This is a genomic window from Janthinobacterium sp. 61 (assembly GCF_002846335.1).
In the GTDB taxonomy this organism is placed as follows: domain Bacteria; phylum Pseudomonadota; class Gammaproteobacteria; order Burkholderiales; family Burkholderiaceae_D; genus Janthinobacterium.
Genome location: NZ_PJMQ01000001.1, coordinates 5,364,030 through 5,377,184 on the forward strand (window position 1 = coordinate 5,364,030; position 13,155 = coordinate 5,377,184).

Genomic DNA, 13,155 nt, shown 5'->3' on the forward strand with positions numbered 1-13,155 from the left:
CCGGAAGCTCGTCTTGCTCCGTCCGCGTGGTTAATGGTGGGGAACATCATGTTCTCTTCATATTGACACTGTACGATGACTTCCATGGCTACAGTCCTGTGTGGTCAGTACCTTTCATCTCACCAAATAATATGTGCACCCATGCTGGCCAAGCTTAAACTCGTCAAAACTCCCAAAGGCATCGATAGCGTCCTGATGCTGTCGGCCATGCTGATCCTCTGGATCGGCAATTACAGCAACCTCGACCTCATGATCGCCGACAGTATGTTCGACGGGAAGCGTGGGCACTTTGTCGGCGGTGACAGTGCGCTGGCCGGCAGTTTCCAGTGTGGCATGATCTTGCTTGGCGCCGCCGTGATAGGCCTGGCCATCTGGGACACCTTGCGTCCGCTGGCATGGCTTGCATCACGCCGCAGCGTCTTGCGCTCCGTGGCCCTGTCGGTCGTCTTGGTGCCGCCAAGCATCTATTTGCTCTCCTCCTTCAGCGATATGCCCTGTCCTACGGATTTGCTGCGCTATGGTGGACTGGAGCCGTACGCGCGCATGCTGGAAACGTTGCCAGCCAGCGCATCTGGCAGTGTTTGCCTGCCCGCGATCCAGGCAAACACTGCCTGGTGGCTGCTGGCTTTGCCATTGTTCTGGCTGCCCGGACGGCCCCGCACTGCGCTTCTGCTCACCGGTGTCATGCTGCTGTGCGGTTTGGCGTCCGGCTGGCAGCAACAGTTGCAAGGTACACAATTTTTCACGCACACCTTGTGGTCTGCCTGGATCGCTGCTTTCCTGATACATCTGCTACATAACTTGTTCCGGACCGAGGACGCGTTGGCCTGAAATACAAAAGTACGTCACAATCTGCCTGTCGAGTTGTCGTTTCATACAAAAACAGGAGCACCATGAACGAGCAGATTGCGAGAGAAGTGGTATTGGTACGGGCCATTGAAACGGCCGACCAGAAAAAAGAAGTCCTCAGCGAGGACGACCGCATGTATGCCAGCCGCAGCGCGCGTGAGCTTGCGCAATGGCAAGCTTCGGGCAAGCAGGCCGAAGTGACGGGTGACGACTTCCTGCAGCAGCGGTCCGAGCTGATCATCAAGCGCATCACCGAGCGCACCCCCGCCTTCTCTGCCTTCGTGAAACGCCGCAACGGCATGAAGACCCTGGCACTGACCCTGCCATTGCTGGCCCTGCTGCTGGGGGCCGGGCTCGACCGCATCACCGATCCGCACCGCGTCGACTTGCTGTCGGCGCCCTTGCTGCTGATAATCGCCTGGAATGTGCTGGTCTACCTGGGCTTGCTGATCTGGCTATGCATCCCCTCGCACTCCCTGGGCTGGCCGAAAGCTGGACTGGTGCGCCACCTGAGCGTGGGCCGCCTGGCCCTGCCGCGCAAACTCCCGCACGCCTTGTCCTCGGGCTTGCTCAGCTTCATGGGGGAATGGGCGCACCTGAGCGCCAAGCTGACGGCCGCGCGCCTGGGCCGTACCATCCATTTGAGCGCCGCCATGTTTGCCATCGGCGCCGTGGCTTCGCTGTATGCACGCGGTTTCCTGTCGCAATACGCGGCCGGCTGGGAAAGCACCTTTTTGAGTGCCAGCCAGGTGCACAGCCTGCTTTCGACGCTGTTTGCACCAGCCATTGCCCTATTTCATTTGCAAGGTTTCTCGCTGGCGGAAATTGAAGCGTTGCGCTTCCCGCAAACGACGACCGTGGAAGGGGGCGCGCGCTGGGTGCATTTGTATGCGGCAATGATTTTCTTGCTGGTCGTGGTTCCCCGCCTGATCCTGGCTTTGGCCAACAACTGGCGCGCCGCACGGCTGGCGAAACATTTCCCGTTAGACCTGGATCAACCGTATTTCCGCAAGCTCAATGAAAGTATAGGCGTGGCCACGGGTGGCATGTTGCGCGTTTTGCCGTACAGCTTTACTGTCGATGAGGCGCGTCACAAGGGCTTGGGCCAGCTGTCCATCATGCTGTTTGGCGAGCAGGGGCGCATGATGCTGCGTCCATCGACGTCGTATGGCGAAGAGCCGCAGGACGTCTTGCGCGGCGCCGACCTGAATGATCCGCAAGTCAACATCACGGCCGTGCTGTTCAATCTGACGGCGACGCCGGAAAAAGAAAATCACGGCGCCTTCCTCGATTACCTGGTGCGATCATCGACACGGGGCATCGCCGTCCTGATCGACGAGTCCAGCTACCTGGAGCGCGCTGGCGAGCAGGTGGATAATGCCGCCCGCTTGGCGGAAAGAGTCGCCTTGTGGCAACAGTTCTGCCTCTTCCATCAAACCCCGGCCACCCTGGTCAATTTGCTCAATCCTGCCTTGCACCCGCTCGATGCCGGTGTTGGCTTGAAAGTATCGGCAGCAGCATGAATGTGAATAAAGATGTCCAGGATGATGCGGTGCAAATTCAGTTTGCACTGATTTCGCATACGAATAATGGCAAGACCACCCTGGCGCGTACCTTGGTGGGCGTAGATATCGGCGAAGTGCGCGACGCTGCCCACGTGACCGTTTTTGCGGAATCGCATACCTTGCTGGCGACGCCGCAAGGCGATGCCCTGCAATTGTGGGACACGCCCGGCTTTGGCGACTCGGTGCGCCTGCTCAAGCGTCTGGGGCAGTCGGGCAATCCCATCGGCTGGTTCCTGCGTGAAGTGCTGGATCGTTATCGCGACCGTCCTTTCTGGCTCAGTCAGCAAGCGCTGCGCACGGCCAAGGACGCGGCCGACGTGGTGCTGTATCTGGTCAACTCGTCGGAGCATCCCAGTGATGCGGGTTACTTGCCGGCGGAAATGAAAATCCTCGAATGGCTGGGCAAACCCGTGGTGGTCTTGCTCAATCAGATGGGGCCACCACGTCCAGGCAACGAGGAACACAGCGAGCAGGCGCGCTGGCGTGAGCATTTACAGCAATATCCGATTGTGCGCGACGTCCTGGCGCTCGATGCCTTTGCTCGCTGCTGGGTACATGAACGCGTGTTTTACGAAGCCGTTGGCAAGTTGTTACCTCAGTCGCAGCAAGCCGGCTATGCGCGTTTGTTTGGTACCTGGCAAGCGCAGAATACGGCACGTTTCCGGGAGGCCATGCATTTGCTGGCCACGCAGCTGGCTGCGGCAGCCCAGGATCGCGAAGCCATCGAGCCCGTCTCCAAGGGCTTGCTGAAATCGGCCTTGCAAGTAGTCGGCATAGGCAAGAATGCCGAGCAGCAACGCCAGGAGAAGGCGATGGCCAGCCTGGTGGCGCGGCTCAATACGCACAGCGGTGAAACGACGCGTGAACTGTTGATCTTGCACAAACTTGACCCCACAGATGCGCATAAGATCAATACACGGGTGCGCGATAATTTTGCCGTGCGCGCGCCGATTGACAAGGCGCAAGCGGGGCTATTGGGCGCCATGATTTCCGGTGCGGCGACTGGCTTGTCGGCCGACCTGATTTCCGGTGGCCTGACCCTGGGCACGGGCGCCTTGCTTGGTGGCGTGGTCGGTGCCCTGACGTTTGCGGGTGCAGCCTGGGGATTTAATTCCGGCACGGACCGCAATGAACCTACCATGCAATTTACGGATGCCTTCCTGCGTACCTTGGTGGTGGCGGGCGTGCTGCGTTATCTGGCGGTGGCGCACTTTGGCCGTGGCCGCGGCAACTTCGTGGAAGGCGAGGCGCCAGCATTTTGGCAAGATGAGGTCGAGCAAGCGGTCGCGCGCCATGACGCTGCTTTGCTTGAGTTGTGGAAAGATGTGCGCCGAGAAAAAGCACCTGAGCAAGCCTCAGAGCGTGTCGAACCCGTGATTGCCGCCATCGCCTCCGATACCCTGGCGCGTCTGTATCCGGATGTGGCGCGCCTGGTGTAGTTCATCACGCGGGGGCCTGCAGCCACTGCTGCAGGAATTGCACGCAGGCCCTGACCTTGGCTGAGCTCGACAGCCGCGAGGTGGTCACCGCCCACACATCGGCAGCCTGTTGATACGCGGGCAAAATCCGCACCAGCTTGCCTTGCGCCAGGCTGCTTTCCACATCCCATGCCGAGCGCAAAATGATGCCGTGGCCGTCCAGCGCCCATTGATGGACGATCTCGCCATTGTTGGCCGACAGCGCCCCGTCGACCTTCACCGTTTCCAGTCCGTGCGGCCCTTGCAGTTTCCAGCGTCGCCCATCCTGGTCGCGCTCACGGATGACGATGCAGTCATGCGCGCGCAATTGCTCCAGGGTGTCCGGCGTGCCGCGTTGCTCCAGGTAAGCGGGCGCGGCACACAGCACGCGCTGGTTGCGGGCAATATGGTGGGCGATCAAGTCTGGTTCGTGCACCACGCCAACGCGAATGTCGAGGTCGAAACCTTCTCCCAGCAGGTCTACGGGGCGGTCGAGTAATTCCAGCTGTACTTTCAGGTCTGGATACTGCCGTGCCAGCTGGGAGAGGGCTGGACCGAGGCGGTTGCGCCCGAAACCGGAACTGCAGCAAATGCGCAGCATGCCCTGCGGCTGCAATGTCGACTGCGCCACCGCTTCAGCCATCTGTTCGATATCTTCCAGGATGCGCTGTGCCCATTGCCGCACGATCTCGCCGTGATCGGTGACGCTGACCCGGCGCGTGGTCCGGTGCAGCAAACGGACTTGCAGCGCCGCTTCCAGCATGCCGATGCGCTTGCTGACGACCGCTTTCGAAATGCCCAGTTCCAGCGCCGTGGCGGCGAAGCTGGTTTTATGGGCGACCTGGCAAAACAGGCGCAAATCTTCAAGCAGCGGCGTATTTTTCATTGATTGAGCACGAAATGTGGATACTGGGGTTATGAATCCACCGATTGTATTCTGATGCGGCGCCAGTATCATTAACGCTTCCATCTATCAACAGGAGAAGCGCATGCCCGCACACAGAATCGCAGTCATCGCCGGCGACGGCATAGGCAATGAAGTCATGCCGGAAGGACTGCGTGTTGTCGAGGCCGCCGCGCGCCGCTTCAATATCGACTTGCAGTTTACGACGATGGCATGGGCGAATTGCGATTATTACCTTGAGCATGGCCAGATGATGCCCTCGGACTGGTTTGCCCAACTCAAGGATTTCGACGCCATCTATTTTGGCGCGGTGGGCTGGCCGGACAAAGTACCCGACCATATTTCCTTATGGGGTTCCTTGTTGAAATTCCGGCGCGAATTCGATGAATACGTCAATTTGCGCCCCGTGCGGCTGATGCCGGGCGTGCCGTGCCCGCTGGCAAATAAAAAGCCGGGCGATATCGATTTCTATGTCGTGCGTGAAAATACAGAGGGAGAATATTCGTCCGTGGGTGGGCGCATGTTCGAGGGGACGGAGCGCGAAACAGTGCTGCAGGAATCCGTGTTTACGCGCAAGGGCGTCGACCGCATCCTGAAATATGCGTTTGAGCTGGCGCAAAGCCGGCCAAAAAAACACCTGACATCGGCGACCAAGTCGAATGGCATCGCAATCAGCATGCCATTTTGGGATGAGCGGGTGGAAGCGATGGCGCCGGAGTTTCCCGATGTGCGCTGGGATAAATACCACATCGACATCCTGGCGGCCCGTTTCGTGCTCAGCCCCGAGCGCTTCGACGTGGTGGTCGCGTCGAATCTGTTTGGCGACATCTTGTCCGACCTGGGCCCCGCCTGCACGGGGACGATTGCCATCGCGCCATCGGCCAATATCAATCCGGAGCGCACTTTCCCCTCCGTGTTTGAGCCGGTGCACGGTTCCGCACCCGATATCTATGGCCAGAATATCGCCAACCCGATCGGCATGATCTGGTCGGGCGCCATGATGCTCGATTTCCTCGGCAATGGCGACGCCCAATACACGGCAGCGCATGACGCGATTGTGCGCGCTATCGAGCAGGTGCTCGAGCATGGTCCACGTACGCCGGACATGGGTGGCAGTGCCAGTACGACCGAGGTGGGGATGGCGGTGGCAGCATTGTTGAAATAATGCTTGCCGCCCGTGGGCGGCTTTGCTATAGTTCGCCTCCCCGATGAGACGCACTAGTTTGCGGCACAAAAGGGACAGCCTTCCGGGGCTGGGTAGTAAAAAAGAAGGTTGACGAAATGGCCGAAACGCTTCATACTCTTCCTTCTTCGCAGCTGACAAACACAACGCTTTGTCGATAGCGCGAAAGCAGTAACCGAATACAGTTCTTTAACAATTAACAGTCGATAAGTGTGGGCATTTGATGTAAGTGCAGCGTCAATCTTCGGATTGGCGTCTAACTTAAAATATCAAATGTTCACAAGAAATAATGAAATAGGATACTTCTTCGGAAGTAGCCTGTCAGTTTTTTGAGTGAGCGACCCGTCGCAAGACGGTGCCAATAAAATGGCAAAGTAACAGAGATTAAACTGAAGAGTTTGATCCTGGCTCAGATTGAACGCTGGCGGCATGCCTTACACATGCAAGTCGAACGGCAGCACGGAGCTTGCTCTGGTGGCGAGTGGCGAACGGGTGAGTAATATATCGGAACGTACCCTAGAGTGGGGGATAACGTAGCGAAAGTTACGCTAATACCGCATACGATCTAAGGATGAAAGTGGGGGATCGCAAGACCTCATGCTCGTGGAGCGGCCGATATCTGATTAGCTAGTTGGTAGGGTAAAAGCCTACCAAGGCATCGATCAGTAGCTGGTCTGAGAGGACGACCAGCCACACTGGAACTGAGACACGGTCCAGACTCCTACGGGAGGCAGCAGTGGGGAATTTTGGACAATGGGCGAAAGCCTGATCCAGCAATGCCGCGTGAGTGAAGAAGGCCTTCGGGTTGTAAAGCTCTTTTGTCAGGGAAGAAACGGTGAGAGCTAATATCTTTTGCTAATGACGGTACCTGAAGAATAAGCACCGGCTAACTACGTGCCAGCAGCCGCGGTAATACGTAGGGTGCAAGCGTTAATCGGAATTACTGGGCGTAAAGCGTGCGCAGGCGGTTTTGTAAGTCTGATGTGAAATCCCCGGGCTCAACCTGGGAATTGCATTGGAGACTGCAAGGCTAGAATCTGGCAGAGGGGGGTAGAATTCCACGTGTAGCAGTGAAATGCGTAGATATGTGGAGGAACACCGATGGCGAAGGCAGCCCCCTGGGTCAAGATTGACGCTCATGCACGAAAGCGTGGGGAGCAAACAGGATTAGATACCCTGGTAGTCCACGCCCTAAACGATGTCTACTAGTTGTCGGGTCTTAATTGACTTGGTAACGCAGCTAACGCGTGAAGTAGACCGCCTGGGGAGTACGGTCGCAAGATTAAAACTCAAAGGAATTGACGGGGACCCGCACAAGCGGTGGATGATGTGGATTAATTCGATGCAACGCGAAAAACCTTACCTACCCTTGACATGGCTGGAATCCCGGAGAGATTTGGGAGTGCTCGAAAGAGAACCAGTACACAGGTGCTGCATGGCTGTCGTCAGCTCGTGTCGTGAGATGTTGGGTTAAGTCCCGCAACGAGCGCAACCCTTGTCATTAGTTGCTACGAAAGGGCACTCTAATGAGACTGCCGGTGACAAACCGGAGGAAGGTGGGGATGACGTCAAGTCCTCATGGCCCTTATGGGTAGGGCTTCACACGTCATACAATGGTACATACAGAGCGCCGCCAACCCGCGAGGGGGAGCTAATCGCAGAAAGTGTATCGTAGTCCGGATTGTAGTCTGCAACTCGACTGCATGAAGTTGGAATCGCTAGTAATCGCGGATCAGCATGTCGCGGTGAATACGTTCCCGGGTCTTGTACACACCGCCCGTCACACCATGGGAGCGGGTTTTACCAGAAGTAGGTAGCTTAACCGCAAGGAGGGCGCTTACCACGGTAGGATTCGTGACTGGGGTGAAGTCGTAACAAGGTAGCCGTATCGGAAGGTGCGGCTGGATCACCTCCTTTCTAGAGTTTGCACGAATCAGTAATGATTCACGCATCAAATGTTCACACTTATCGGCTGTTTAATTAAGAAGAAACAGTAGTCGTAGTAGTTCCGCGTTGGGGCTGTAGCTCAGCTGGTTAGAGCACCGTGTTGATAACGCGGGGGTCGTTGGTTCGAGTCCAACCAGCCCTACCAGTAAAACAAACCCGGGGGTAAGGTGGACACTAGTCCAGCCAGACCTTCCAGTAACACACCCAGGGGGATTAGCTCAGCTGGGAGAGCACCTGCTTTGCAAGCAGGGGGTCGTCGGTTCGATCCCGTCATCCTCCACCAAGTTTTACTCGAAAGTGCAAACGTAAGCCAGTCAACAAGACTTGGGTTTAGGTTTGATCTTTTAGCGATCAAAGCTGTTTCGTTCTTTAACAATCTGGAAGAAGTAAAGATTATTTATTGATTGGTTTGCCGTAAAAAGCAAATCGATGGGTAATGATTGTATGTATCAACAAACAAGCAACAACGTTGTACTTTCTTATCCCTGTAGCGCTCTTTCATTATGCAAATAATGAGAGGCTAACGTTATAGGGACAAGCGAATAAGTGCACATGGTGGATGCCTTGGCGATTACAGGCGATGAAGGACGTAGTAGCTTGCGATAAGCTGCGGGGAGTGAGCAAACACACTTTGATCCGCAGATTTCCGAATGGGGCAACCCACCCTTTTAGGGTATTGCATACTGAATACATAGGTATGCAAGGCGAACGCGGCGAACTGAAACATCTAAGTAGCTGCAGGAAAAGAAATCAACCGAGATTCCCAAAGTAGCGGCGAGCGAAATGGGAAGAGCCTGTACGTGATAGTCGGACTGATAGAAGAATCCTCTGGAAATAGGAACCGTAGCGGGTGATAGTCCCGTATTCGAAATCAGACCGGTGATACTAAGCGTACGACAAGTAGGGCGGGACACGTGACATCCTGTCTGAATATGGGGGGACCATCCTCCAAGGCTAAATACTCGTAATCGACCGATAGTGAACCAGTACCGTGAGGGAAAGGCGAAAAGAACCCCGGAAGGGGAGTGAAATAGATCCTGAAACCGTGTGCATACAAACAGTAGGAGCGGACTTGTTCCGTGACTGCGTACCTTTTGTATAATGGGTCAGCGACTTACATTCAGTGGCAAGGTTAACCGCATAGGGAAGCCGTAGAGAAATCGAGTCCGAATAGGGCGATCAGTCGCTGGGTGTAGACCCGAAACCAAGTGATCTACTCATGGCCAGGATGAAGGTGCGGTAACACGCCCTGGAGGTCCGAACCCACTAATGTTGAAAAATTAGGGGATGAGCTGTGGGTAGGGGTGAAAGGCTAAACAAACTTGGAAATAGCTGGTTCTCTCCGAAAACTATTTAGGTAGTGCCTCAAGTATCACCATCGGGGGTAGAGCACTGTTATGGCTAGGGGGTCATTGCGACTTACCAAACCATTGCAAACTCCGAATACCGATGAGTGCGAGCTTGGGAGACAGACGTCGGGTGCTAACGTCCGGCGTCAAGAGGGAAACAACCCAGACCGCCAGCTAAGGTCCCAAAGATTGGCTAAGTGGAAAACGAAGTGGGAAGGCTAAAACAGTCAGGATGTTGGCTTAGAAGCAGCCATCATTTAAAGAAAGCGTAATAGCTCACTGATCGAGTCGTCCTGCGCGGAAGATGTAACGGGGCTAAGCCAGTCACCGAAGCTGCGGATATTGTTCTGTGATTTATCACAGATATATATGGTAGGAGAGCGTTCTGTAAGCCTGCGAAGGTGTCTTGTAAAGGATGCTGGAGGTATCAGAAGTGCGAATGCTGACATGAGTAGCGATAATGGGGGTGAAAAGCCTCCACGCCGTAAGCCCAAGGTTTCCTGTTCAACGTTCATCGGAGCAGGGTGAGTCGGCCCCTAAGGCGAGGCAGAGATGCGTAGCTGATGGGAAGCAGGTTAATATTCCTGCACCGTCGTATGATGCGATGGGGGGACGGATCGCGGAAGGTTGTCCAACTGTTGGAATAGTTGGTTTTTGGCTCATAGAAGGCACTTAGGCAAATCCGGGTGCGGAATTCAAGGGGTTGAGACGAGTGAACTTGTTCACGAAGCAATCGGAAGTGGTTCCAAGAAAAGCCTCTAAGCTTCAGTCATACGAGACCGTACCGCAAACCGACACAGGTGGGCGAGATGAGTATTCTAAGGCGCTTGAGAGAACTCGGGAGAAGGAACTCGGCAAATTGGTACCGTAACTTCGGGAAAAGGTACGCCCCGGTAGCTTGATTGGTTTACTCCATGAGGGTGAAAGGGTTGCAATAAACTGGTGGCTGCGACTGTTTAATAAAAACACAGCACTCTGCAAACACGAAAGTGGACGTATAGGGTGTGACGCCTGCCCGGTGCTGGAAGATTAAATGATGGGGTGCAAGCTCTTGATTGAAGTCCCAGTAAACGGCGGCCGTAACTATAACGGTCCTAAGGTAGCGAAATTCCTTGTCGGGTAAGTTCCGACCTGCACGAATGGCGTAACGATGGCCACACTGTCTCCTCCCGAGACTCAGCGAAGTTGAAATGTTTGTGATGATGCAATCTACCCGCGGCTAGACGGAAAGACCCCATGAACCTTTACTGTAGCTTTGCATTGGACTTTGAACCAATCTGTGTAGGATAGGTGGGAGGCTTTGAAGCGGGGACGCTAGTTCTCGTGGAGCCAACCTTGAAATACCACCCTGGTTTGTTTGAGGTTCTAACCTTGGTCCGTTATCCGGATCGGGGACAGTGCATGGTAGGCAGTTTGACTGGGGCGGTCTCCTCCTAAAGTGTAACGGAGGAGTTCGAAGGTACGCTAGATACGGTCGGACATCGTGTTGATAGTGCAATGGCATAAGCGTGCTTAACTGCGAGACTGACAAGTCGAGCAGGTACGAAAGTAGGACATAGTGATCCGGTGGTTCTGTATGGAAGGGCCATCGCTCAACGGATAAAAGGTACTCTGGGGATAACAGGCTGATTCCTCCCAAGAGTTCATATCGACGGGGGAGTTTGGCACCTCGATGTCGGCTCATCACATCCTGGGGCTGTAGCCGGTCCCAAGGGTATGGCTGTTCGCCATTTAAAGTGGTACGTGAGCTGGGTTTAAAACGTCGTGAGACAGTTTGGTCCCTATCTGCCGTGGGCGTTGGAAATTTGAAGGGGGCTGCTCCTAGTACGAGAGGACCGGAGTGGACGAACCTCTGGTGTACCGGTTGTCACGCCAGTGGCATTGCCGGGTAGCTAAGTTCGGAAGAGATAACCGCTGAAAGCATCTAAGCGGGAAACTTGCCTTGAGATGAGATTTCCCAGAGCCTTGAGCTCTTTGAAGGGTCGTTCGAGACCAGGACGTTGATAGGCTGGGTGTGGAAGTGCAGTAATGCATTAAGCTAACCAGTACTAATTGCCCGTACGGCTTGTCCCTATAACCTTAGCAGGTACAGAGGATAAGACGGTACAACGTTGTGAGTTTGTTGATACTACTATTCATTACCCCAATCTTTGCTTCTTCCAGATTCAGGCTTTGTCGCTCAATTGAGGACAAATGCCAGTACAAGTTATGCCTGATGACCATAGCAAGTTGGTCCCACCCCTTCCCATCCCGAACAGGACCGTGAAACAACTTTGCGCCGATGATAGTGCTGCAACCAGTGTGAAAGTAGGTTATCGTCAGGCTTGTTATTCGCAGTAGAAGAAAACCCCACCGGAATCCGGTGGGGTTTTTTTTCGTCTGCTGCTTTGTCTTGCAAAGCAAACAGGCGTAAAAAAAGCAGCGCTGCGCGCTGCCTTTGTCGCTTAACGTCGCTTAACTCCCCCGGTAAGTCGAATACGACCAAGGAGATACCACCAGCGGTACGTGGTAGTTTTCATCGGTATGCGCAATGCCGAAGGCCAGGGTAACCAGGTCGATGAAGCGCGGTGTAGGCAAGTCGAGGCCTTGGGCGGCGAAGTAGTCGCCTGCGTTGAACACCAGCTCATACTGGCCCGCTTTCATGCTGTCGCCTTCCAGCAAAGGCGTGCTGCAACGGCCGTCGCTATTGGTCATATCCATCTTTAACAGCACTTTTCCTGCCGGCGCGACTGAAAACAAGGCCACCTTGACGCCGGCTCCCGGTCTGCCGTGGGCGATATCGAGTACATGCGTGCTGAGTTTTCCCATTTGCTATCCTGTATATAGGGTGAGTGAATGTGCTTATCGTGCAAATCATATACCGGTGACTGCGCCCCGCTATATGATTGGGCATATAGCCAACATTGTCCTCCTATAGGCGCGCCTCCGCATGAACAATTACGAACATTATCCACGCGACTTGATTGGCTACGGCCGCACGCCACCCCATCCGCAATGGCCAGGCAAGGCCCGCATCGCGCTGCAATTCGTCCTCAATTACGAGGAGGGGGCGGAAAATAGCGTGCTGCATGGCGACCCCGCGTCGGAAACGTTTTTATCGGAAATGATCGGCGCGGCCGCTTTTCCTGCGCGCCACCTCAGCATGGAGTCGATTTATGAATATGGCTCGCGCGCCGGGTTGTGGCGCCTGCTGCGCATGTTTGAGGAGCGGCGCTTGCCGTTGACGGTGTTTGGCGTCTCGATGGCCTTGAAGCGCAATCCGGATGCGGTGGCCGCGTTCCAGGAACTGGGACATGAAATCGCCTGTCACGGCTTGCGCTGGATTTCTTATCAAAATATGGATGAAGCGACGGAACGCGAACACATGCGTGTCGCCGTGCAGATCATCCGTGAATTGACGGGAGCCGCCCCGCAAGGCTGGTACACGGGGCGTGATTCGCCCAATACACGTAAACTGGTGGTCGAGCACGGCGGTTTCCGCTACGACGCCGATTATTACGGCGATGACTTGCCATTCTGGGAGAAAGTGGCGTATACGGATGCAGCCGGCATGCCGGCCGTGCAGCCGCAGTTGATCGTGCCCTACACCCTGGATACGAACGACATGCGCTTTGCCGCCATGCAAGGCTTTAATTCGGGTACGCAGTTTTTCGATTATCTGAAGGATGCCTTCGATGTGCTGTATGCGGAAGGCGATCCGAACGGCTTGAATCAGCCGAAGATGCTGTCGGTGGGCTTGCATTGCCGTCTGGTGGGGCGTCCTGGACGGGCCGCGGCACTGGCGCGCTTTCTCGACTATGTACAGCGACACGAGCAGGTGTGGATCACGCGTCGCATCGATATTGCCGAACACTGGCATGCGACACATCCCTATGCCGCTTGATAGGTATTGATATTGGAT

At 55.3% G+C, this 13,155-nt stretch carries 7 protein-coding genes, 2 tRNA genes and 3 rRNA genes; 10 read left to right on the forward strand and 2 right to left on the reverse strand.

Annotation, left to right across the window (positions count from 1 at the left end):
- Positions 1-141 precede the first annotated feature (141 nt).
- The 3 genes from CLU92_RS24410 (at position 142) to CLU92_RS24420 (ending at position 3,853) form a co-directional block, all read left to right on the forward strand.
- On the forward strand, positions 142-831 hold the full coding sequence (locus tag CLU92_RS24410) for an acid phosphatase (protein ID WP_101483967.1): 690 nt from the start codon (positions 142-144) through the stop codon (positions 829-831).
- Between the two features lie 62 nt (positions 832-893).
- Positions 894-2,372 carry a DUF2868 domain-containing protein gene (locus CLU92_RS24415; protein WP_101483968.1) on the forward strand — a complete coding sequence of 493 codons (1,479 nt, stop codon included), beginning with the start codon at positions 894-896 and terminating at the stop codon, positions 2,370-2,372.
- Positions 2,369-3,853 (forward strand): DUF3482 domain-containing protein, encoded by a 1,485-nt coding sequence (locus CLU92_RS24420; RefSeq protein ID WP_101483969.1) that lies wholly within the window; start codon positions 2,369-2,371, stop codon positions 3,851-3,853. Before CLU92_RS24415 ends, CLU92_RS24420 begins: the two co-directional genes overlap by 4 nt.
- Before the next feature lie 4 nt (positions 3,854-3,857).
- On the opposite strand, the gene CLU92_RS24425 is transcribed toward CLU92_RS24420, so the two are convergent.
- Positions 3,858-4,757, reverse strand: coding sequence for a LysR family transcriptional regulator (locus CLU92_RS24425; RefSeq protein ID WP_101483970.1), 900 nt, complete (start codon positions 4,755-4,757; stop codon positions 3,858-3,860).
- Positions 4,758-4,860: 103 nt separating this feature from the next.
- On the opposite strand from CLU92_RS24425, the gene CLU92_RS24430 reads away from it, so the two are divergent.
- From CLU92_RS24430 to rrf, 6 genes are all read left to right on the forward strand, one after another.
- Positions 4,861-5,940, forward strand: a complete 1,080-nt coding sequence (locus CLU92_RS24430) for a tartrate dehydrogenase (RefSeq protein ID WP_101483971.1) — start codon at positions 4,861-4,863, stop codon at positions 5,938-5,940.
- Positions 5,941-6,344: 404 nt separating this feature from the next.
- A 16S ribosomal RNA gene (locus tag CLU92_RS24435) occupies positions 6,345-7,875 on the forward strand.
- 98 nt (positions 7,876-7,973) lie between these two features.
- Positions 7,974-8,050: transfer RNA gene (locus tag CLU92_RS24440), tRNA-Ile, on the forward strand.
- A gap of 62 nt (positions 8,051-8,112) precedes the next feature.
- Positions 8,113-8,188 (forward strand) — tRNA-Ala (locus CLU92_RS24445).
- Positions 8,189-8,437: 249 nt separating this feature from the next.
- A 23S ribosomal RNA gene (locus tag CLU92_RS24450) occupies positions 8,438-11,327 on the forward strand.
- Between the two features lie 138 nt (positions 11,328-11,465).
- Positions 11,466-11,578 (forward strand): 5S ribosomal RNA (gene rrf / locus CLU92_RS24455).
- The 16S, 23S and 5S rRNA genes sit together here with 2 tRNA genes alongside, the layout of an rRNA operon.
- Before the next feature lie 130 nt (positions 11,579-11,708).
- On the opposite strand, the gene uraH is transcribed toward rrf, so the two are convergent.
- Positions 11,709-12,062, reverse strand: a complete 354-nt coding sequence (gene uraH / locus CLU92_RS24460) for a hydroxyisourate hydrolase (protein ID WP_101483972.1) — start codon at positions 12,060-12,062, stop codon at positions 11,709-11,711.
- A gap of 121 nt (positions 12,063-12,183) precedes the next feature.
- Here uraH and puuE point away from each other — a divergent pair, with 121 nt between their 5' ends.
- A complete protein-coding gene (gene puuE / locus CLU92_RS24465) occupies positions 12,184-13,137 on the forward strand; it encodes an allantoinase PuuE (RefSeq protein WP_101483973.1) in 954 nt (317 codons plus the stop codon).
- Positions 13,138-13,155 lie beyond the last annotated feature (18 nt).